At 69.9% G+C, this 19,367-nt stretch carries 24 protein-coding genes; 7 read left to right on the forward strand and 17 right to left on the reverse strand.

Going from position 1 to position 19,367, the window contains the following annotated elements; translation table 11 throughout:
• The 9 genes from BM287_RS13680 to BM287_RS13720 all read right to left on the reverse strand — a co-directional run.
• Window positions 1-180: hypothetical protein (locus BM287_RS13680; RefSeq protein WP_211772986.1), on the reverse strand; the 180-nt coding region annotated here is incomplete at its 3' end.
• A gap of 56 nt (window positions 181-236) precedes the next feature.
• Window positions 237-776 (reverse strand): hypothetical protein, encoded by a 540-nt coding sequence (locus tag BM287_RS13685; RefSeq protein ID WP_139230691.1) that lies wholly within the window; start codon window positions 774-776, stop codon window positions 237-239.
• A 332-nt stretch (window positions 777-1,108) separates the two neighbouring features.
• Entirely contained in the window at window positions 1,109-2,467 is a 1,359-nt protein-coding gene (gene dprA / locus BM287_RS13690; RefSeq protein ID WP_090042223.1) for a DNA-processing protein DprA, read from the reverse strand.
• On the reverse strand, window positions 2,464-4,005 hold the full coding sequence (locus BM287_RS13695; protein WP_090042220.1) for a YifB family Mg chelatase-like AAA ATPase: 1,542 nt from the start codon (window positions 4,003-4,005) through the stop codon (window positions 2,464-2,466). The genes dprA and BM287_RS13695 overlap by 4 nt, the downstream gene beginning before the upstream one ends.
• Window positions 4,005-4,361 (reverse strand): YraN family protein, encoded by a 357-nt coding sequence (locus BM287_RS13700; protein WP_090042217.1) that lies wholly within the window; start codon window positions 4,359-4,361, stop codon window positions 4,005-4,007. Before BM287_RS13700 ends, BM287_RS13695 begins: the two co-directional genes overlap by 1 nt.
• A gap of 157 nt (window positions 4,362-4,518) precedes the next feature.
• Window positions 4,519-4,842 carry a DUF2469 family protein gene (locus BM287_RS13705; protein ID WP_018190696.1) on the reverse strand — a complete coding sequence of 108 codons (324 nt, stop codon included), beginning with the start codon at window positions 4,840-4,842 and terminating at the stop codon, window positions 4,519-4,521.
• A 79-nt stretch (window positions 4,843-4,921) separates the two neighbouring features.
• The gene (locus BM287_RS13710) at window positions 4,922-5,608 is read right to left on the reverse strand and encodes a ribonuclease HII (RefSeq protein ID WP_090042214.1); all 687 of its coding nucleotides are present in this window, start codon (window positions 5,606-5,608) and stop codon (window positions 4,922-4,924) included.
• A 119-nt stretch (window positions 5,609-5,727) separates the two neighbouring features.
• Window positions 5,728-6,075, reverse strand: a complete 348-nt coding sequence (rplS, locus tag BM287_RS13715; protein ID WP_090042211.1) for a 50S ribosomal protein L19 — start codon at window positions 6,073-6,075, stop codon at window positions 5,728-5,730.
• 202 nt (window positions 6,076-6,277) lie between these two features.
• Window positions 6,278-6,787, reverse strand: a complete 510-nt coding sequence (locus BM287_RS13720) for a hypothetical protein (RefSeq protein WP_090042232.1) — start codon at window positions 6,785-6,787, stop codon at window positions 6,278-6,280.
• Window positions 6,788-6,887: 100 nt separating this feature from the next.
• On the opposite strand from BM287_RS13720, the gene map reads away from it, so the two are divergent.
• On the forward strand, window positions 6,888-7,652 hold the full coding sequence (gene map / locus BM287_RS13725) for a type I methionyl aminopeptidase (RefSeq protein WP_090042209.1): 765 nt from the start codon (window positions 6,888-6,890) through the stop codon (window positions 7,650-7,652).
• Window positions 7,653-7,671: 19 nt separating this feature from the next.
• Here the strand turns inward: map and trmD are convergent, their stop codons facing one another.
• Both trmD and BM287_RS13735 read right to left on the reverse strand, forming a co-directional pair.
• Entirely contained in the window at window positions 7,672-8,355 is a 684-nt protein-coding gene (gene trmD, locus BM287_RS13730) for a tRNA (guanosine(37)-N1)-methyltransferase TrmD (RefSeq protein WP_090042206.1), read from the reverse strand.
• Between the two features lie 40 nt (window positions 8,356-8,395).
• Entirely contained in the window at window positions 8,396-9,601 is a 1,206-nt protein-coding gene (locus tag BM287_RS13735; RefSeq protein ID WP_090042203.1) for an MFS transporter, read from the reverse strand.
• Between the two features lie 46 nt (window positions 9,602-9,647).
• Here BM287_RS13735 and BM287_RS13740 point away from each other — a divergent pair, with 46 nt between their 5' ends.
• The gene (locus tag BM287_RS13740; RefSeq protein ID WP_090042200.1) at window positions 9,648-10,352 is read left to right on the forward strand and encodes a GntR family transcriptional regulator; all 705 of its coding nucleotides are present in this window, start codon (window positions 9,648-9,650) and stop codon (window positions 10,350-10,352) included.
• A gap of 31 nt (window positions 10,353-10,383) precedes the next feature.
• On the opposite strand, the gene rimM is transcribed toward BM287_RS13740, so the two are convergent.
• Genes rimM through rpsP form a run of 3 tightly spaced genes read right to left on the reverse strand, consistent with a single transcriptional unit; the run spans window position 10,384 to window position 11,819 of the window.
• Window positions 10,384-11,100: a ribosome maturation factor RimM gene (rimM, locus tag BM287_RS13745; protein ID WP_170857557.1), complete on the reverse strand. Its 717-nt coding sequence runs from the start codon at window positions 11,098-11,100 to the stop codon at window positions 10,384-10,386.
• Window position 11,101: 1 nt separating this feature from the next.
• Window positions 11,102-11,332: an RNA-binding protein gene (locus tag BM287_RS13750; RefSeq protein WP_090042196.1), complete on the reverse strand. Its 231-nt coding sequence runs from the start codon at window positions 11,330-11,332 to the stop codon at window positions 11,102-11,104.
• Window positions 11,333-11,336: 4 nt separating this feature from the next.
• Window positions 11,337-11,819, reverse strand: a complete 483-nt coding sequence (gene rpsP / locus BM287_RS13755; RefSeq protein ID WP_090042194.1) for a 30S ribosomal protein S16 — start codon at window positions 11,817-11,819, stop codon at window positions 11,337-11,339.
• Between the two features lie 180 nt (window positions 11,820-11,999).
• On the opposite strand from rpsP, the gene BM287_RS13760 reads away from it, so the two are divergent.
• From BM287_RS13760 to BM287_RS13775, 4 genes are all read left to right on the forward strand, one after another.
• Complete coding sequence (locus BM287_RS13760; protein WP_090042191.1) at window positions 12,000-13,142, forward strand: glutamate--cysteine ligase; 1,143 nt, start codon at window positions 12,000-12,002, stop codon at window positions 13,140-13,142.
• A gap of 93 nt (window positions 13,143-13,235) precedes the next feature.
• The gene (locus tag BM287_RS13765; protein WP_090042189.1) at window positions 13,236-13,910 is read left to right on the forward strand and encodes an SGNH/GDSL hydrolase family protein; all 675 of its coding nucleotides are present in this window, start codon (window positions 13,236-13,238) and stop codon (window positions 13,908-13,910) included.
• A gap of 35 nt (window positions 13,911-13,945) precedes the next feature.
• Window positions 13,946-14,653: an SGNH/GDSL hydrolase family protein gene (locus BM287_RS13770; RefSeq protein WP_244528290.1), complete on the forward strand. Its 708-nt coding sequence runs from the start codon at window positions 13,946-13,948 to the stop codon at window positions 14,651-14,653.
• 125 nt (window positions 14,654-14,778) lie between these two features.
• A complete protein-coding gene (locus BM287_RS13775; protein ID WP_090042186.1) occupies window positions 14,779-15,477 on the forward strand; it encodes an SGNH/GDSL hydrolase family protein in 699 nt (232 codons plus the stop codon).
• 45 nt (window positions 15,478-15,522) lie between these two features.
• On the opposite strand, the gene ffh is transcribed toward BM287_RS13775, so the two are convergent.
• The 3 genes from ffh to ftsY are packed head-to-tail and all read right to left on the reverse strand — an operon-like array spanning window position 15,523 to window position 18,538.
• Window positions 15,523-17,100 (reverse strand): signal recognition particle protein, encoded by a 1,578-nt coding sequence (gene ffh / locus BM287_RS13780; protein WP_090042182.1) that lies wholly within the window; start codon window positions 17,098-17,100, stop codon window positions 15,523-15,525.
• Window positions 17,101-17,149: 49 nt separating this feature from the next.
• Window positions 17,150-17,653 (reverse strand): DUF2004 domain-containing protein, encoded by a 504-nt coding sequence (locus BM287_RS13785; RefSeq protein WP_090042179.1) that lies wholly within the window; start codon window positions 17,651-17,653, stop codon window positions 17,150-17,152.
• A 9-nt stretch (window positions 17,654-17,662) separates the two neighbouring features.
• The gene (gene ftsY, locus BM287_RS13790) at window positions 17,663-18,538 is read right to left on the reverse strand and encodes a signal recognition particle-docking protein FtsY (protein WP_090042178.1); all 876 of its coding nucleotides are present in this window, start codon (window positions 18,536-18,538) and stop codon (window positions 17,663-17,665) included.
• Window positions 18,539-18,573: 35 nt separating this feature from the next.
• Here ftsY and BM287_RS13795 point away from each other — a divergent pair, with 35 nt between their 5' ends.
• A complete protein-coding gene (locus BM287_RS13795) occupies window positions 18,574-19,359 on the forward strand; it encodes a CHAD domain-containing protein (protein WP_244528292.1) in 786 nt (261 codons plus the stop codon).
• Window positions 19,360-19,367 lie beyond the last annotated feature (8 nt).

The raw sequence follows: 19,367 nt of genomic DNA on the forward strand, positions 1-19,367 counted from the left end.
CTGCCCACCCCACACCGCATGCGAATAGTTGTCATCCGGATCCAGCACCACCAACCCGGCCGGCGCAGCCGCCTGCGCCGGCGTCGCCACCAGCAACGACGCCGTCACCAGCGCTGTCGCGGCGACCGCGACCGCGGCCCGCAACCGCCGGCCCGCCAGGAACATGGTGGAAGCGCGCATCAGACCCTTTCCGAAAACCACAGAAGACACAGACCAGAACCCACCACGACGCCCGGTCACCTGGACACCGCCCACGCCAGCACGTACCCGGAGACCGAGCCGTGCGAACCAGGAGCCGCGACCAGCGCGACACCGACACGCTTCGCCGCCGCGTCCGCCAACGGCGACACCCCCGCCGCGTCACGCGTGAACACGCTCCGCGACTGGATCACCCCCGACGGGTCGACCCCGCGGACCCACCCGACCTGCACCGCTCCCCCGCACGCAGTAGGGCCGACGGTCGGCTGCGGCACCGGCCCGCCCTGAGGGATGCCCGCCACGGCGGTCGCATAACGCTTCGCCACCGCATCCAGACACGCCGAATCCGTCAACGCCGGCGCCTTCACCGACGAGCGCTCTGCCGCCAGCTCCTTGACGACCCCCGCACGGTCCAACGCCGCCGGCTTCGCCGGCAACGTCGCGACCACCAGCTCCCCCCTCGGCAACGGCCGAGCCGACCCCAACCCCCCGAACACGCCGGCGACCACCAGGACCGCCGCACCCCCGCACACCAGAGCACCGATCAACACAGCCAGCCACGCCTTGTGACCGGTCACGCGTCGCGCGTCCCCATCCGGATCCCGCATCCCTCGTCCCCCATACGCCCGTGCACCGAACCATCCGGATGCGATAACCCCCTTTATGGCAGACACCTGGGTACACCGTCAACACGAGCTATGTGAACTCCGCGTAAACTCGGGGAGTAACCCCCCGAATTGGGGGCTTCGCAGCATTCACAGAACCCGTGACATAGCCACGCCCCGGCTGCGCCCGCCCGCGGGTTGGGTGGCCGACCCATCCCGCAGCTTCGGGTGGATCGCGGCGGCATAGACCTGACTGACGGCGTCGCGGGCGACGGCGGGGCCCTGCTCGGGCGCATGCCGCCCTGTCACCCTCGGCTCCCTTCGCTCAGGATCCAGCCGCCGGCGCGCTCGCGGGCGCGACCCGCCAAGTCGAGCCTGCCGAGCACCGCCGCGACGATGGCGAAGGGCAGCTGGACCCGAGCCGCGATCTCGTCGGCGCTGGCTCCGTGCGCGCGGGACAGTGCGGTGACGACACTGCGTTCGGCGTCAGATTCCCCGCCGCTCGAGGTCGCCGGCTGGAGGTTCGGTGGAGCTGGTTCGGGCCCGATGCCGAGCGGGTCCGCCAGCTCGGCCATCTCCTCGGTCGTCGTCACGCACGTCGCCGCATACTCGCGGATCAGTCGGTGGCAACCGGCCGATGCCGGCGAGAGGATGCTCCCCGGAACCGCTCCGAGTGGGCGACCGAGCTGAGACGCGTGGCCGGCGGTATTCAGCGATCCCGATCGACGGCCCGCCTCGACGACGATCGTCGCGTTCGCCGCGGCCGCGATCAGCCGATTGCGCATGAGGAATCGCCAGCGCGTCGGTGTGCTCCCCGGTGGAAGCTCCGCCGCCAACACTCCTTCCGCCGCGATGCGCTTGAGCAGCTCACTGTTCCCCGCGGGATAGAGGCGATCGACCCCACCCGCCAGGAACGCCACGGTCAGTCCTCCGCTGAGGAGCGTGGCGCGATGCGCGGCCGCATCGATTCCGTACGCGCCTCCGGAGACCACTGCGAAGCCGCGATCGGCAAGTCCTGCTGCGCTCTCCATCGCGACGTGCTCACCGTACTGCGAAGAGGCCCGCGCGCCGACGAGGGCTATGGACCTGTGCAGGCTCTCCAGCCGCTCTGCATCGCCGCGAATCCACAGGGCAACGGGTGCTCCCTCCTCGAGGGAGGCCAAACCTTCCGGCCAGAATCGGTCCCCCGGAGCTAGGAGCTGTGCGCCGAGCCGGGCCGCCCGCTCCACGGCCCGGGCGGATTCACTCAGCGAAAGCCGCGGTCGCCATCGCGCAAGACACTGGGAGATCCGGCTCGCGGCAGCGCCGCGATCGCTGTGTGCGTCGGCGGTGACTCCAGCGGAATCAGCGACATCGTGCTCCGCCGTCTCCGAGTCCCTCCCGGCCAGGTCCAGTACCCGGTCAGCGTCGTAGCCGTCCACGATGGCGCGCACCAGGCCGACGGCACCGAGCGACTCCACGAGCCGACCCGCGTCGAGATCGCCCGGTTCGACTGCGGTCGTCAGCGCCGCGCGTGCGAAGCGTTCCAGCACGACATCGCCGCTCTGCCCACTCGCCGGCTCTGGGCCGGCGCTGGAGCTCACCGGTGCCAGCAGACGGCCGAGTTCCCGATCGGAAAGTCCGGGCAGTGAGGTCGCACCCCGGTGGCCGCGCTCCGCGTTCATGCGGCGATCCCCCTTCTCAGGAAGAGCGCCCGGCCGACGTGATCGACATCGGGCGAGGCGGCAGCGTCCAGATCCGCGAGCGTCCACGCCAGCCGCAGCGTGCGGTCGTACCCGCGCATCGTGATCCCGCCGCGTTCGAGCGCTCGGTCGAGCGGCGCGATCGCGGCGCCACTCAGCCGGCGCTTCCCCGCGCGCAACCAGCTACCCGCCACGTCGGCATTGCGCGTCCACTCGGTGCCGCTCAACCTCTCCGCCGCCCGGACACGGGCGGCCTCCACGCGTTCCCGCAACTCGCGGCTGGTCCGACCGGACGATCGTTGCCCGGGGGCTGACCGCAAGGCGGCCAGGCCGAGCCGGTGCACCGAGAGGCGGATGTCGACCCGGTCCAGGAGCGGCCCGGACATCCTCGCCAGATAGCGCCTTCGGGAGATCGGCGAGCACGTGCATTCCGCATCCATGGAGCCGTAGTGGCCGCACGGACAGGGATTCGACGCGAGGATGAGCTGGAACCGTGCCGGGAAGGATGCCGCCCCACTCGCCCGGTGGATGGTGATGCTTCCGTTCTCGAGCGGCTGACGCAGCGCGTCGAGGACGGACGGCGGGAATTCCGCCGCCTCGTCGAGGAAGAGGACGCCGTGCGTCGCCCGGACGATCGCTCCTGGCTTGATCCGCCCGCTCCCTCCGCCGATCAGCGACACTGCCGAGGCCGTGTGATGCGGCGCCTCGAAGGGTGGCCGGCTCACCAGCTCGGCGCCCACGCCGAGACCTGCGAGCGAGCGGATGCAGGTCGCCTCCAACGCCTCGGCCCCGACGAGGTCGGGAAGAAGGGACGGCAGCCGCCGGGCGAGCATCGTCTTGCCCGCGCCGGGCGGTCCGACCATGGACAGATGGTGCCCGCCGGCCGCTGCGGCGACCAGAGCCTCCACCGCTTCGTCGTTTCCGCTCACCTCGGCCATGTCCGGCTCCGCCGCTCGCCGCAGCTCGGCAGGAGCAGGCATCACCGGCTCCTCGTCGACCGGGTCGAGCTTTGCCCCGTGGAGGATCGCCGCCGCCCGCAGACCCGTCACGCCGAGCACTTCGATCCCGTCGACGAGACGAGCCTCCTCGGCGTTCCCGGCCGGCACCACGACCCGGTCGAATCCGGCCTCGCGCGCGGCGAGCACAGCGGGGAGAACGCCGGGGACGGGCCGAAGCCTCCCGTCCAACCCGAGTTCACCCAGGTGAACGGCACGTGCAGCGGACTCGCCCGGCACAGCCCCGGCCGCCGAGAGAGCAGCGATGGCGATCGCCAGATCGAAGCTGGAACCCTGCTTGGGCAGCGCCGCAGGCGACAGATTGACCGTCAGCTTCTTCTGCGTCAGCGAACACCCCGCGTTCATGGCCGCCGCCCCCACCCGTTTACGGGATTCGCCGAGCGCCGTGTCCGGGAGACCGATCAGCACGAAGGCCGGCAACCCGGCCGAGATGTCGGCTTCCACCTCTACCACGTGGCCTCTGACCCCGTCGAGAGCGATGGCGAAGGTACGTGCGAGGGCCATCAGACGATCCCTTTCAGGTGCTCGACCACCGGCCGGTCCGTCCAGGCATCGGTCACCGCGATCGCGTCGATGCGCACCTCCACCGACCCCGGCCCGCGCTCATGGCACCACGCTGCCGCCAGACGGCGAAGCCGCGCAGCCTTCTCGGCGGTGATGGCCTCGAATGGATGGCCGAACGCCAGCGATGACCGCGTCTTCACCTCCGCGAACACCATCGTGCATCCGTCGCGCAGCACGAGGTCGAGTTCGCCCGAAGGGCAACGCCAGTTGCGGTCGATGAGGGCGTACCCCTGCTCTTGGAGCCAGTCGGCAGCAACCTGCTCGCCGCGCCGGCCCAATTCGTCTTTCAGTGCCATGTTTTCCTCCTCCTCCAGCCTGGAGGAGCGGAGAAAACGGGAAGCACGGAGTCACGAATCTGTGGAGAACCACCGATCGCCGGTGGGCTGTGAGCAGATCACAGATCGCCGAGCACAGCTCAACTCGCCGAGCAGATCACAGATCGCCGAGCACAGCTCACTCGTCGAGTGCGAGCTCCTTGGGCAGCTCGAACTCCTTGGAGGAGAGCTCCTCGATGTTGACGTCCTTGAACGTCAGGACCCGGACGGACTTCACGAAACGGTCGGCGCGGTAGACATCCCACACCCAGACATCGTTCATCGTCAGCTCGAAGTAGAAGTCGTGCTCGGTGTCGCGGCGCACGAACTCCACCTCGTTCGCCAGATAGAAACGGCGTTCCGTCTCGATCACATACTTGAATTGCGAGACGACGTCCCGGTACTCGCGATACAAAGCCAACTCGACCTCGCGGTCGTAGTCGTCGAACTCGTCCTCATCCATTGTTCGTCAAGTCTATGCCGTAAGCGCGACGAGTGTTCCGGCCGCCTCCAAGCTGTGGATGAGCGAGGCGATGAGGACACTACTCGAGGACGTCGATCAGGGCCGGCTGCTTCAGCCAGGTGAGCCGGTGGAGGGCGCTCGGCCCGAGCTCCGCGATGGCGGCGAAGTGCTCGGGTGTGGAGTATCCCTTGTTGCTCGCCCAGCCGTAGCCGGGGTAGTCGACATCGTGAGCGATCATCATCCGATCGCGGTGCACCTTGGCGATCACGGACGCAGCGGCCACCGACGCGCAGTCGCGGTCCGCCTTGATGCGCGTCACCACCTTCGCCGGCCGCATCAGCACGGGATTGAGGTAGTCGTAGTTGCCGTCGAGGATGAGCGTGCTGTCGTGCACGGACGCGCCCTGCTCCTCCAGCTGGGCCAGAGCGCGGGCGCCGGCAAGCCCGAGACAGCGCATGATCCCGAGCGCGTCGACTTCCTCCGAGCTCGCCAGCCCGACCGCGTGGTGCAGGGCCCACTTGCGGCACAACGGCTCCAGGGACTCCCGGACCGGCTCCGGCAGCAGCTTGGAGTCGCGGAGTCCCGGAGGGATGCGCTTGACCGCTGTGTCGATGACGACCATCCCGACGGCGACCGGTCCGGCGAGAGCTCCGCGGCCGACCTCGTCCACGGCGACGATCGAGGTCACGCCCTCGCGGTAGAGGGCCTTCTCGAACCGCAGGGTCGGAGAGACGGGGGTCATCATCGCGGTCGGCGCTCCCCTCATCCATCGAACGTGTCCGAGGACTCCAGGATAATCGCTCGGCGGCAGCATCCCCTCATGCAACGAACGAGCTCCCGGTCCGAAATACGGACCGGGAGCTCGGGATGCTGTGGGAGCGGAGCTCAGTGCTCGCGCTTCTCCTTGATCTTCGCCTTCTTGCCGCGGAGCTCGCGGAGGTAGTAGAGCTTCGCGCGGCGCACGTCGCCGCGGGTGACGACCTCGATCTTGTCGATGACCGGGGAGTGCACGGGGAAGGTGCGCTCGACACCCACCTGGAAGCTGATCTTGCGGACCGTGAAGGTCTCGCGGACGCCTTCGCCCGAGCGGCCGATGACGACGCCCTGGAAGACCTGGACACGAGAGCGGGTGCCCTCGATGATGTTCACGTGCACCTTGACGGTGTCGCCGGCGCGGAACTCCGGGATGTCCTGCTTGAGGGACGCGGCGTCGACCTGATCGAGGATGTGCATGGCTGTTCGCTCTCTGTACCCGCCACGGGTCGGGGACGGACTCTGGGGCCGGCTCCGTTCAGGAGCGACGGCCGTCTGGGTTCGGTATGCGGTGTCGCGAGAATGCTGGCTCCCCTGTGGCAGAGCGCGGCCGCGGCACAAGGGTCAATTCTGCCATGACCGGCCCCGGTTTGCCAAAGCGGTCTGACGTAGGTTCTCGGCTCTAGTCGCCGTCGCGGTGCTCTTGGACGACGATGTACTCCCCGCCGTCGATGGCGCCGCTCCGCGCACCGCCGGCCGGCCGGCCCACGGGACGCTGCTGCGCCGCGCGTTCATAAGCGGCGAACGTGTCCTGGACGCGCCTGCGCGTCTCGCGCCACAGCTGCCACAGCGACACCCAGAAGGTCGCGACGAACAACAGGACGCCCGCAACAGCGAGCCAGGGCGTGACCCCGTGCGGGAAGAAGCCGAAAGCGATGATCGCGAGGTGCCAGGCGCCGAACAGGCCGACGTCGTACCAGGAGACGGCGCGACTCTGCCGCACACTCCGCCGCGCCATCACGATGCCGCCGAGGACGAGTCCTGCGACGAACAGGAACGGGCAGAGCAGCAGAAGGCCGAGGAACGACCACCCGCTCCCCTGGTCGAAAGCGGCCCCGCCGATCAAGAGCCAGACAGGGAGGACCACGGCGGACGGGAAGAGCCACCAGTAGAACGCCTTGCGGATGAACACGGCATCAGCGTAGCCGCCGGCGCCTGTGCCCCGGCTGCAGGTTTGCCGCATGCCGACCTGCGAGACTGGAGTCATCATCCGGAACAGAAATGGAGTACCCGTGATCGAGCTGAGGACGCCCGCCGAGATCGAACAGATGCGCCCGGCCGGACGCTTCGTGGCGGATGTCCTCGCGCAGACCGCCGCGGCTGCTCACGTCGGCGTCAACCTCCTCGAATTGGATGCGCTGGCGCACGACCTGATCCGCCGGCGCGGAGCGGAATCCTGCTACATCGACTACCACCCGTCGTTCGGCGCCAGTCCGTTCGGCAAGGTGATCTGCACCTCCGTCAACGACGCGGTGCTGCACGGGCTGCCGCACGACTACCGGCTGCAGGACGGCGACCTGCTGACCCTGGACTTCGCGGCCGGCGTCGACGGCTGGGTGGCGGACTCGGCGGTGAGCCTGGTGGTGGGCACCCCTCGGGACGAGGACCTGCGACTCATCGAGACCACGCGCCGGGCGCTCGCGGCCGGCATCCAGGCGGCGCAGCCCGGCGGCCGGATCGGCGACATCTCGGCCGCGATCGCCGCCGTCGCCCACGCGGAGGGCTACTCGATCAACACGCAGTTCGGAGGTCACGGCGTCGGACGGACGATGCACGGCGATCCGCACATCCCCAACGACGGACGGGCCGGGCGCGGCTACCCGCTCCGCCCGGGCCTCGTCATCGCGATCGAGCCGTGGCTCCTTGCGACCACCGACGAGATCTACACCGACCGCGACGGATGGACACTGCGCAGCGCCGACGGGTCACGCGGCGCCCACTCGGAGCACACCGTCGCCATCACCCCGGACGGCCCTCTGGTCCTCACCGCTCCCTAGCACCCCGGCCAGGAGGGGTTCAGGACAGCAGGTCGGGACGGACGGCGCGCGTGCGCGCGAGTTGCTGCTCGTGGCGCCAGGCGTCGACCGCGCCGTGGTTGCCGGAGAGCAGCACCGGCGGCACCTCGTGGCTGCGCCAGACTGCGGGCTTCGTGTAGCTCGGGTATTCGAGGAGACCATCCTCGTGGGACTCCTGCACGAGGCTCTCGGGGTTGCCGACCACCCCGGGGATGAGCCGGCCGACGGCTTCGATCATGGCCATCGTCGCCACTTCGCCGCCGTTGAGAACGTAATCCCCGATGCTCATCAGACGCACCCGCGCACGCTTCGCCGTGTCGTCGAAGACCCGCTGGTCGATGCCCTCGTACCGGCCGCAGCCGAACACCAGGTGCTGCTCCTGGGCGAGCTCGCGCGCGATCGCCTGGGTGAAGACTTCGCCGGCAGGCGATGGGAAGATCACGACCGGATCCGCGGCGCCCTCGAGGATGCTGTCGAGCGCTTCGCCCCACGGCTCGGGCTTCATGACCATCCCGGCTCCGCCGCCGTACGGGGTGTCGTCCACGGTCCGGTGACGGTCGTGGGTGAAGTCCCGCAGGTCGTGAACGCCGAGCTCGATCAGGCCTGTCTGGCGCGCCCTCCCGAGCAGCGAGATGTCGAGAACATCGAAGAAGGTCGGGAAGATCGTGACGATGTCGATGCGCATCCCTGAAGTCTAGAAGGGCGCCCGGGATGCGACCGCCGGGCTACGCGGGGACGACGGCGAGTTCGCGGTCGCGCGGGACGAGGGGCGCCGCGACGGCCGGGCAGACCGCCACGACCGCGAAGGCGATCGGATACCCGAGCCAGCCGATGAGCGCGCCCACCGCCGGTCCGACGACGGAGGCGGCCAGGAACTGGCCGGTGTTCTGGGCGCCGAGCGCCCGTCCCGACCAGAACGGGCCGGCGATCTCGGCCACGGAGGTGTAGGCGAGGCCGTTGTCGGCGACGGTCACGATCGCCGCGACGATGAGGATGACGGCCGCCGCAACCGAGCCGAGAGCGGACGCCGCCGCCATCAGCAACATCACGCCGGCGGCGGACAGCGACACCCAGCGCAGCGGGCGCAGGCGGCTGCCGACCCGGTCGCTCAGAACGCCGACCCCGATCCTGCCGACGGCACCGGCGAACTGGCTCACGCCGATCACCAGGCCGGCCGCCAGGGATGAGAAGTGCAGTTGGGACACGAGCCACACCAGCCCGAACGTCGACACGGTGAACTGGGGAACCACGAGCAGCATCGAGACGCCGTGGATGCGCCACAGCAGCGAGGTCTCGCGGTACGGCTGCCACACGGTCTGGGAATGTGCGCGCCCCTCGCCCGCGACGCCACGGGGAGGCCGCGGCGGGTCCACGATCCCGAGCGCACAGAGAATCGCCGACACGCCGCACAGCACGGCCGGCACGACGAGCGCTGCAGCGATCCCTCCCGCGGCGGCGAGCACGGGGACGCTGACCGCGGCGATCGCGACCCCGAGCGGCTGGGACATCTGCCGGATGCCCATGGCGAGTCCCCTCCGCTCCTTCGGGAACCAGCCGATGACGACGCGCCCGCTCGCCGCGTTGGGACTGGCTGACGCCATCCCGCCCACGAGGAACAATGCACCGAGTGCGATGTAGTCATCGACGAACATGGCGGCGAACGCCGCGAGGGCGGTGACCGCCAGACCGCAGGAGATCACCCAGCGCTCGCCGATCCGGTCGCTCAGCGCGCCCCAGGCGATGAGGGTGAGGACCAGCCCGAGCGTCGGGGCCGACGCCAGCAGTCCGGCCTGGGCGAGGCTGAGCCCGCGTTCGGTGTGCAGCAGAGGGATGAGGAAGGCGGGTGTCGACACGAACACAGTGGAACTGGCCTGCGCGAGGACACCGAAGGCCAGCATCAGCCACGGTCGGGGACGGCGGTCACGGCTCATGGGTATACCCTAGCGGTATACCGAGCCGGTATACCAAGGGAGGATCATGACGGTGTCAGCCAGTGGGACGCGGACGTCCGCTCTCCCTTCAGCAGCCCACGGCCCTGAGTCGTCCGGCGTGTACGCCCGGCTCCGGGCGCAGATCCTCGACCTCGACCGCGTCCCCGGCTCCCGGCTCACCGAGCGCGGGCTCGAGACCGAGCTCGGGGCATCCCGGACTCCGCTGCGCGCCGCGCTCATGCGGCTGGAGGGGGAAGGCCTGGTCTCCCGGGACGGACGCGCGTGGCAGGTCTCCCCCATCGACCTCGGCGAGATCGCGCAGCTCAGCGAGCTTCGGGATGCGGTGGAGACGGCGGCGGCGCGCCTCAGCTGTGCGCGTGCCGCAGACGCAGACATCGCTGCGCTGGCCGCCCAGCTCGACGGCTTCGACCCGGGACGGCCCACGGATGAGGCGGTGCACGCCGGGACCGGGTTCCACGTCCGCCTGGCTGCGCTCTCGGGCAACGCGTTCTTCGCGGACACGGTCGACTCGGCCATGACCCGGCTCGCGCGATCGCGCTGGCTCGTGGCCCGAAGCGAGGAGCCGTGGGAGGAGCACCGCGAGATCCTCCGCTGCGTCGCCGCGAGACAGGCGGACGATGCCGCCGAACTCATCCATGAGCACATCGTCGGCACGCACGCACGGCTGCTCGCCGCGCTCGGCGCGGACGCCCGCATGCTGCGAGGCCGCGGCCTCGCGATCGTCGGATGACGAAGAGGGCGACCCCTCGGGGTCGCCCACTTCAGTTCTCGTCGTCCGGCTTCTCGGCCGGCTCGCCGTCGTCCGGCTTCTCGGCCGGCTCGCCGTCGTCCGGCTTCTCGCCGTCCGGCTCCTCGTCGTCCGGCTTCTCGTCGTCCGGCTTCTCGTCGTCCGGCTCGCCGTCGTCCGGCAGCTCTTCGAAGAGCCCGGGAGGCGGCGTCAGTGTCACGGTTCCGGCGGCCAGGTCGACCTCCGGCACGATGGCCTTCACGAAGGGCACGAGCACTTCGCCGTGGGCGGTCGCGATCGCCAGCAGATCCTGGGCCGGCAGGTGATCCACGCGGGCCACGCGGCCGACGGACACGCCGTCGCGGAGAGCGTCCAGGCCGACCAGCTGGTGGTCGTACCAGGCGTCCTCCTCCGCGGGGAGCTCTTTCACATCCTGGCTCACCCAGAGGATCGCCTTCGTCAGCGTCTCCGCCTCGCTCCGGTCGTCGACTCCTTCGAAGAAGCCGACGGCGTGACCGTTGTACCAGCGCAGCTCACGAAGCTCGAGCGTCTTGCCGTGCCACTTGGATGCGGTGGGCACCTGCAGAGTGAACACCGCACCCGGGACGAACCGCTTCTCCGGCTCGTCCGTGTACAGCTCGATCTTCAAGGCGCCCTTCAGGCCGTGCGCCTTGGTGAGGCGGCCGATCCGCAGCTCGGTCTGACCGGGCCGCGGGGCCACCTCCTTGCGGGGCAGTTTGTGGTCCGCCACCTCAGTCGTCGACGACGTCGACACGGACGCGCCGGCCGTCGGCCAGCGCGGCCACCAGCGTGCGCAGGGCTTTCGCCGTGCGGCCGGAGCGGCCGATCACCCGGCCGAGGTCCTCGGGATTCACGCGAATCTCGAGGACCTCGCCACGCGGGGAGCTCTTGGCCACGACGTGGACGTCGTCAGGGTGATCGACGATCCCCTTGACCAGGTGCGTGAGCGCGGGTGCGAGCAAGACGTCAGGCCTTCTCGTCGTCGGCGGCGGCGTCGGCGATGGTCTCCGCCTCGGCGACGACCTCGGCTTCTGCAGCCTCTTCGGCCTCGACCTCGGCCTCGACGACAGCGGCGGCAGCGGCGGCAGCGGCCGTCTTGTCAGCCTTGGGCTTGAGGACCGGCTTCTTCTTCTCGTCGGCGACGAACTCGGCCTTGCCCTCGGCGACCTTGACGGTGCTGACGGCGTTCGCGTCGCCCTTGAAGCGGCCCCAGTCGCCCGTGAGCTTCAGCAGCGCGGTGACCTGCTCGGTCGGCTGGGCGCCGACGCTCAGCCAGTACTGCGCACGGTCGGAGTCGACCTCGATGCGCGAGGGCTCCTCGGTCGGGTGGTACAGACCGATCTCCTCGATCACGCGACCGTCGCGCTTGGTGCGCGAGTCGGCGACGACGATGCGGTAGTACGGAGCGCGGATCTTGCCCAGGCGCTTCAGACGGATTTTGACAGCCACGATTCTCCTGTGTGAGTGGATGATGTGTCGAACTGACTGCCGCGGGCGTGGGGGCACACTCGGCAGGAGGTCTCAAGGTTCGTCCGTCGTACCGGATAGAGGGTCGGGAACGACGAACTCAACTAGCTATTCTGTCAGATACTGCCCTGCTTTGAACAATCGGACGGACGGGACGACCGCATGCTGATCGAATTCTCGGACTCCGAACGCTCCACCGTCGGCATCGAGTGGGAGATCGCCCTCGTGGACGGCGCCACCGGCGACCTGGTGCAGGTCGCCGACGAGGTCCTCCGCGAGCTCGGCACGCCCGACGGCCGGGAGCATCCGCAGATCACGCACGAGCTGCTCATGAACACGGTCGAGCTGGTCAGCCGCGTCCACCGCACGGTGCCTGCCGCGGTCGCCGATCTGCAGGAGCTGATGGGCCTGGTCCGCGAGGTTACGGACCCGCGGGGCGTCGAGCTCATGTGCGCGGGGACGCATCCCTTCGCCCACTGGTTCGACCAGCAGGTGACGCCGAATGAGCGCTACGACCGCCTGCTCGATCGCACCCAGTGGTGGGGCCGGCAGATGATGATCTGGGGCGTGCACGTGCACGTCGGCATCGACTCGGTCGACAAGGCGCTGCCGATCGTCAACGGGCTGCTGACCTACTACCCGCACCTGCAGGCCCTCAGCGCGTCGAGCCCGTTCTGGGCCGGTGCACGCACGGGATACGCCTCCAACCGCGCCCTGATGTTCCAGCAGCTGCCCACGGCGGGACTGCCCTGGCAGTTCGGGACGTGGGCCGACTACGAGGAGTACGTGCAGGACCTCGTCACGACCGGCGTCGTCGAGGACCACTCGGAGGTGCGCTGGGACATCCGCCCCTCCCCGCGGTGGGGCACGGTGGAGATGCGTGCCTGCGACGGGCTCTCCACAGCCGACGAGGTCGGAGCGGTGGCGGCGCTCATCCACTGCCTCACCGATCGGATGTCGGGACAGCTGGACGAGGGCATCGAGCCGGTCACCCTCCCGCCGTGGTTCGTCCGGGAGAACAAGTGGCGCGCGGCACGATACGGTCTCGAGGCCGAGATCATCGAGGCGCCGAACGGGAGCGAGCGCCTGGTCTCCGACGCCCTGCGCGACCTCGTCCACGACCTGCAGCCCGAGGCCGAGCGGCTGGGATGCGTCGAGCAGCTCGCGGCGGTGGGACCGATTCTGGATGCGGGAGCCAGCTACCAGCGGCAGCTCGCCGTGGCGGAGCAGAACGGCGGCAGCCTGCAGGCGGTGGTGAGCTCGCTGACCCACGAGCTGCGCAACGGCCTGACGCGCCGGCCGTAGACCCTGCGGTGCGTCGGGCGCGAGGATCGCTTCTGGGCGGGACCACAAGCGCTGCTGAGACGATCCATAGGGTCGGCGGCGTACCGTTGAAGCATGCTCGCTCGACGTCCCCTCGCCGCCGCGGCGACCGTGATGACGGCCGCTCTGCTGGCGCTCACCGCCCTCTCCGGCTGCGCGGCCGCCAGCGCCGCCTCCAACGCTGCGACCGCTGCGGCCTCCACCTCGCCGACCGCCGAACATGTCGTCGTGATCGGCGACTCCATCGAATCCGGCCTCGGCCTCGAACCGGCCGAGGCATGGCCTGCGCTCCTCGCATCCAGCCACGGGTGGAGGCTGGACAATCTGAGCGAGCCGGGCGCCGGCTTCGTCGCCCCCGGTCCGGACGGCGACAACTTCTCCGCACAGGTCGACCGGGCGATCGCACTGAAGCCCCAGCTCGTCTTCATCGGCGCCTCCGACAACGATCTCGACTCCGACGGGGCTCAGGTGGCCGCGGCGATGCAGCAGGCGGTTCAGCGACTCAGCGCCGCACTCCCCGGCACGCGGTTGGTCGGCTACAACGCCCTCAGCGGGGCGGCGGGCGATGACGAGCTCTCGGGCGTGAACACGTCCCTGCAGCAGGCGGTCCTCGCGGCCGGCGGCACCTGGCTCGACCTGGGACAGCCGTACCGCGGCCAGGCGGGCCTCGTGCAGGACGACGGCGAGCACCCCACACTCCCGGGCCAGCAGGCGATCGCTGCGACCGTCGCGGCGAAGCTGGAGTTGTGACGATCCGCCGAGCAGCGCCTCCTATCCTTGATCGCGTGAGCAGACGAACCCCTCTCGCCCGGCTCACGGCGGCTGTCACCTCCGCCGTGTTCATCGCGGCGTCCCTGGCCGCCTGCACCTCGGGTGCACCGACGACGCCCACCGCTTCGGATGCGCGGACGACATCCGCGCCCACGGCGTCGTCGAAGCCCGTCATCGCCGCAGCCATCGGCGATTCGATCGCCATCGGCAACGGAGTGCCCGCCGAAGACGCCTGGCCGCTGCTCGTGGCCCAGCATTTCGGCTGGACCCTCAGCGATTTCGCCGAGAGCGCCGCCGGCTTCACCGCGCCGGGCCTGAACACGCACATCTTCAACGATCAGGTCAGCGCGGTCATCCGCGTGCATCCCGACGTGGTCATCGTCGGGGCGACGCGGAACGACGTGTTCGCTTCACCCGCCACCTTGAGCGCAGCGGCGACGGCCGCTCTCGATCGGCTGCACGCCGCCCTGCCCCACGCCCGCATCATCGGCGTCAGCGCCCTGTGGGGCTCCGATCCTGCCCCCGCGGAGGTGCCCGTGATCTCGCAGACGGTGAAGGCCGCCGTGCTGGCCGTCGGCGGGTCCTGGGTGGACCTCGGCCAGCCGTTCGCCGGGCACCCCGAGCTCGTCCTCGCCGATCACGTCCATCCGACGGTCGAAGGGCAGAAGCTGCTCGCGCAGAGAGTGTCGAGCGCAATCGCGGCCCAACACGTCCGGCCGTAGCCGCCCGCCTACCACCGTCGCGACACGCCCGGGAGTCGAACACGGGGTATTCTCAGGTCCGACCGCTTAGCCTCGCTCCCGCGCGCACCCTCACCCGACGCGCCTCGCGCCCGCTCAGCACCCGGTTGCCCCTCCTCGCGCCGGCCGCGCTGACGGTCGCCCTCCTGGCCCTCGCCGGATGCTCCGCGACGCCGGCCGCACGCCCGGTCGCCGCGCAGTCCACGGTGATCGCCGCGCCCGCTGCCGGCGGTCGGGCAGGAGCGACGGGTGCGGTGAACGCGGTCGCCATCGGCGATTCGATCGCCTTCGGCAAAGGCGTCACGCCGGCGCAGGCCTGGCCCTCCCTGGTCGCCGCGGCGCACGGCTGGCGACTCACCGATCTCGCGGTCTCCGGCTCGGGCTTCGTCAAGGCGGGGTGGAACGGCACCACCTACCGGCAGCAGGTGGATGCGGCGCTGCGCCTGCATCCGCAGGTCATCCTGCTCGCCGCCACCCGCAACGACCGCGACGAGGATCCCGCCGCCGTGACCGCGGACGCCGACACGATGCTGCGGGAGCTGCGGGAGAAGTTCCGCGGCGCGACGATCGTCGGGATCACCGGGATCTGGGGCTCCGACCATCCCCCGGCCACGATGTCGCGCGTGGACGAGATCGTCGGGGACGCGGTGCGCGACGTGGACGGCACCTGGCTCGACATCGGCTTCCCGCTCGTCGGCCACCCCGAGCTCGTGCAGGCGGACGGCATCCACCCGAACGCGGCCGGCCAGCGGGTCGTGGCGCAGGCCATCGATTCGAAGCTGCGGCCCCTCAACCTCGCACTGTAGCTCGCGGGAGCGTGCCGGCCGACGACCGGACGGACCGGCGACCGGCTAGCGACCCAGGAACTTCTGCAGTGCGGCCAGCTCCTCTTCGGACGGCCCACCCGCCGGGGCGCTCTTCGCTGCGCCGCCGCCGAGACCGAAGCCGCTTCCGCCGCCCGCCGACGCACCGGCCGGCGCGACGCCGGCGGCCAGCGCCGCATTCTCCGCCGCGCGCTTCGCCGGGTTGCCGGAGCGGGAACCCTTCTTCTTGCTGCTCTGCTGCTTGCGGCCGCCGTAGGAGGCACCCGGGATGGGACCCATGCCCGGAACGTTCGGCACGCCGCCCTTCGCAACCGTCTTCATCATCTTCGCGGCCTGCTCGAAGCGGTTGACGAGCTGGTTCACCTCGGTGACCGTCGCCCCCGACCCCTTCGCGATGCGCAGCCGCCGCGAGCCGTTGAGGAGCTTCGGATTCGTGCGCTCCGCCTTCGTCATCGACTGGATGATGGCCTCGGTCCGGACGATCTCACGCTCGTCGAACTGGTCGAGCTGCTGCTTCATCTGACCCGCGCCGGGCAGCATCCCCATCATCTTCTTGATCGACCCCATGTTGCGCAGCTGCTGCATCTGCTTGAGGAAGTCGTCGAGCGTGAAGGTATCGGTCGCGAACTTCTCGGCGACCTTGCGCGCCTCCTCTTCGTCGAAGGCCTCCTGAGCCTGCTCGATGAGGGTGAGGATGTCGCCGAGGTCGAGGATGCGCGACGCCATCCGGTCGGGGTGGAACGGCTCGAAGTCGTCCAGCCCCTCACCGGTGGACGCGAAAATGATGGGCCGGCCCGTGATGGATGCGACGGACAACGCGGCGCCACCGCGCGCATCGCCGTCGAGCTTGGAGAGGACGACGCCGGTGAAGTCCACGCCGTCCTGGAAGGCCTTGGCGGTCGCGACCGCGTCCTGACCGATCATCGCGTCGATGACGAACAGCACTTCGTCCGGATCGGTGGCCTTGCGGATGTCGGCCGCCTGCCGCATGAGCTCGGCGTCGACGCCGAGGCGTCCGGCGGTGTCGATGACGACCGTGTCGTACTGCTTGGTCTCGGCGAACTTCAGCGCGTCCTTGGCGACCTTCACCGGGTTCCCGACGCCGTTGCCGGGCTCGGGGGCGAATACCGGCACACCGGCCTGCTCCCCCACGATCTGCAGCTGGGTGACGGCATTGGGTCGCTGAAGGTCAGCGGCGACCAGGAGCGGAGTGTGGCCGTCCTTGACGAGCCACTTGCCGAGCTTGCCCGCGAGCGTCGTCTTTCCCGCGCCCTGCAGACCCGCCAGCATGATGACGGTCGGCGGACGCTTCGCGAACTGCAGCCGGCGCTGCTGCCCGCCGAGGATGCCGACGAGCTCCTCGTTGACGATCTGGACGATCTGCTGCGCAGGGTTCAGCGCCTTGTTGACCTCGTCGCTCAGCGCACGCTCACGCACCTTGCCGGTGAAGTCCTTGACCACCTCGAGCGCGACATCCGCGTCGAGCAGCGCGCGACGGATCTCGCGCACCGTGCCGTCGACGTCCGCCGGCGACAGCTTTCCCTTGGTGCGCAGGTTCTTGAAGGTGTCCGCAAGACGGTCGGAGAGGGAACCGAAAGTAGCCATGATCCAGTGATTCTACCGGGCGATATCGGCTAGACGCCGTGAACGTCGTTCACTCGCCCGATGTCTCGACCGCGACGACGTCGCCGCGCACATCGAACGAGACCGTCAGCAGCGCATCCGATTCGTCGGGTGCGATCGAGTAGTCGAAGGTGGCGAACACCTCGTCCTCGTCGGCGTGGTCGACCTGGAGGACGACGGTGAGCAGCTGCAGCGACCGGAGGACGTCGATGGCGATGTCGCCCGAGTTGTGAACGAGGAGGTCGACGAGGCTGTCGCCGAGCTTCTCGACGTGCTCGTCGATGTAGCTCGAGGTCGCCGACTGGCGCGAACTGAGCTCGGCGACCAGCGCATCCCGTGCCCGGGCGTCGAAGCCTTCGAGGGCCTGGATGAGCGCCGCCGCCGAATCCAGGGCGAACTCGGGGACGCGGCTCTCATCGTCGGCGAGGAGTTCGACGTCGATGGCCTGGTCTCCCAGCTCCACCGTGTCGTCCCAGGCCAGTCCGCCGCTGGCCGTCTCGTCGATGATGCCGAAGAAGTCGTGCTCGATCGCCATGGCGTGACCCTATCCCACCAGCTGCTGGGCGAAGACGTGCGGCGTGAATCCGGTCAGGTCGTTGATCCCCTCACCCTGCCCGACGAGCTTGATCGGGATGCCCGTGCGCTCCTGCACGGCGAGCACGAAACCGCCCTTCGCCGAGCCGTCGAGCTTCGTCAGCACGAGCCCGGTCACGCCGGCGTGCTCGAGGAACGCCTCCGCCTGCGCCAGGCCGTTCTGCCCGGTGGTGGCGTCGAGGACCAGCAGCACCTCGGCGATCGGGGACTGCTTCTCGACCACGCGCTTGATCTTGGACAGCTCATCCATCAGACCGCCCTTGGTCTGCAGCCGGCCGGCCGTGTCGATGATCACGATCTCGGTCCCGTCGCGCTTGGCCTTCTCGACGGTCTGGAACGCGACCGACGCCGGATCCTGTCCCGGCTGCTGAGGCCGCACGATCTCGGCGCCCGCCCGCTCGGCCCAGGTCGCGAGCTGCTCCACCGCCGCGGCGCGGAACGTGTCGGCCGCACCCACGACGACCGAGCGGTCGTACGTGCGCAGGAACTTCGCGAACTTGCCGATCGTGGTGGTCTTGCCCACGCCGTTCACTCCCACCACGAGGACGATCGCCGGGCGATCGCTCAGTTTGAGGGTCGTGTCGAGCTTGGAGAGCCGCTCCTCGAGCGTCTCGCGCAGCATCCGCTGCAGGTCGGCCGGATCCGTGGTGTGGTAGCGCTCGACCTTGGCGCGCAGGTCGTCGACGACCGCTTCTGTGACGTCCGGACCGAAGTCGGCGGTGATGAGAGCCGTCTCGAGGTCGTCCCACGTGTCGTCGTCGATGGTCTTCTTGGCGAACAGCCCGCGGAGGGCGCCCGACAGAGACCAGGGGGTGCGATCAGCCATATCCATCAGCGTAGTCGGCGGATTACCGTGTGCTCATGTACGCGCTCGTGGGAGTCTCGGCGGAGCTGGCCGAGCAGCTGGTCGCGATCGAAGCGGACGGCGAGGATGCAGTGCACCAGGCCCGCACCCGGGTGCGACGGCTGCGCGGCATCCTGAGCGTGTACAAGAAGGCGTTCGACCGTGAGGCGGAGCGGCGGATGCGGGAGCGGCTCAAAGGGCTCGGACGCCGGCTCGGCAACGTTCGCGAGCTGGAGGTGCGCGCCGCGGGCCTGCGGGCGCTGGCGGACGGGCAGGACGTGGAGCCCGTGCGGGCAGCGGCGTCTGCGCTGGCGGACCGCGCGCTGGAGCAGCACGAGCGTGCGCTCGACGACCTGCTGCACCTGCTTCGAAGCCGCGGTCACCGGGAGCTCCTCGCGGACCTGCAGCAGTTCGCCGCCGACCCGCCGCTGAGCGAGCCCGGGCGGGACGCCCCGAAGAAGATCGCGCGGAAGGGGCTGAAAAAGGCCGTCCGGCGTGTGCGCCGCAGCGAGGGCGACACCCTGGAGCAGAGGCACGCCACCCGCAAGGCCTCACGCCGCCTCCGGTACGCCGCCGAAGCGGTCGGCGACGACCTCGGCGACCGCTCGCTCCGGCTCGCCTCCGCCGCGGAGACGGTCCAGGACGCGCTGGGCGACAACCGCGACCTGCTGCTGCTCGCGCGCCACCTGCGCGAGGCGGCGCCGGACGGGACACTGGATGCCGTGGCCGCCGCGTGCGAGGCACGCGCGGCCGAGGCGCTGACCGGCCTCGACGACGCGCTCGCGGTCATCGAGTGGGGGTAAGCGCTCCT

The sequence above is a fragment of the Leifsonia sp. CL147 genome, assembly GCF_900114565.1.
Lineage (GTDB): Bacteria > Actinomycetota > Actinomycetes > Actinomycetales > Microbacteriaceae > Leifsonia.

What these genes read in the sequence shown, in the direction of transcription:
- dprA (WP_090042223.1), bottom strand. Translation starts at nt 2,467, where the DNA reads ATGAACGCGGAGCGCGGCCACCGGGGTGCGACCTCACTGCCCGGACTT.
- BM287_RS13695 (WP_090042220.1), bottom strand. Translation starts at nt 4,005, where the DNA reads ATGGCCCTCGCACGTACCTTCGCCATCGCTCTCGACGGGGTCAGAGGC.
- BM287_RS13700 (WP_090042217.1), bottom strand. Translation starts at nt 4,361, where the DNA reads ATGGCACTGAAAGACGAATTGGGCCGGCGCGGCGAGCAGGTTGCTGCC.
- BM287_RS13705 (WP_018190696.1), bottom strand. Translation starts at nt 4,842, where the DNA reads ATGGATGAGGACGAGTTCGACGACTACGACCGCGAGGTCGAGTTGGCT.
- BM287_RS13710 (WP_090042214.1), bottom strand. Translation starts at nt 5,608, where the DNA reads ATGAGGGGAGCGCCGACCGCGATGATGACCCCCGTCTCTCCGACCCTG.
- rplS (WP_090042211.1), bottom strand. Translation starts at nt 6,075, where the DNA reads ATGCACATCCTCGATCAGGTCGACGCCGCGTCCCTCAAGCAGGACATC.
- trmD (WP_090042206.1), bottom strand. Translation starts at nt 8,355, where the DNA reads ATGCGCATCGACATCGTCACGATCTTCCCGACCTTCTTCGATGTTCTC.
- BM287_RS13735 (WP_090042203.1), bottom strand. Translation starts at nt 9,601, where the DNA reads ATGAGCCGTGACCGCCGTCCCCGACCGTGGCTGATGCTGGCCTTCGGT.
- BM287_RS13740 (WP_090042200.1), top strand. Translation starts at nt 9,648, where the DNA reads ATGACGGTGTCAGCCAGTGGGACGCGGACGTCCGCTCTCCCTTCAGCA.
- BM287_RS13760 (WP_090042191.1), top strand. Translation starts at nt 12,000, where the DNA reads ATGCTGATCGAATTCTCGGACTCCGAACGCTCCACCGTCGGCATCGAG.
- BM287_RS13765 (WP_090042189.1), top strand. Translation starts at nt 13,236, where the DNA reads ATGCTCGCTCGACGTCCCCTCGCCGCCGCGGCGACCGTGATGACGGCC.
- ffh (WP_090042182.1), bottom strand. Translation starts at nt 17,100, where the DNA reads ATGGCTACTTTCGGTTCCCTCTCCGACCGTCTTGCGGACACCTTCAAG.
- BM287_RS13785 (WP_090042179.1), bottom strand. Translation starts at nt 17,653, where the DNA reads ATGGCGATCGAGCACGACTTCTTCGGCATCATCGACGAGACGGCCAGC.
- ftsY (WP_090042178.1), bottom strand. Translation starts at nt 18,538, where the DNA reads ATGGCTGATCGCACCCCCTGGTCTCTGTCGGGCGCCCTCCGCGGGCTG.
- BM287_RS13795 (WP_244528292.1), top strand. Translation starts at nt 18,574, where the DNA reads ATGTACGCGCTCGTGGGAGTCTCGGCGGAGCTGGCCGAGCAGCTGGTC.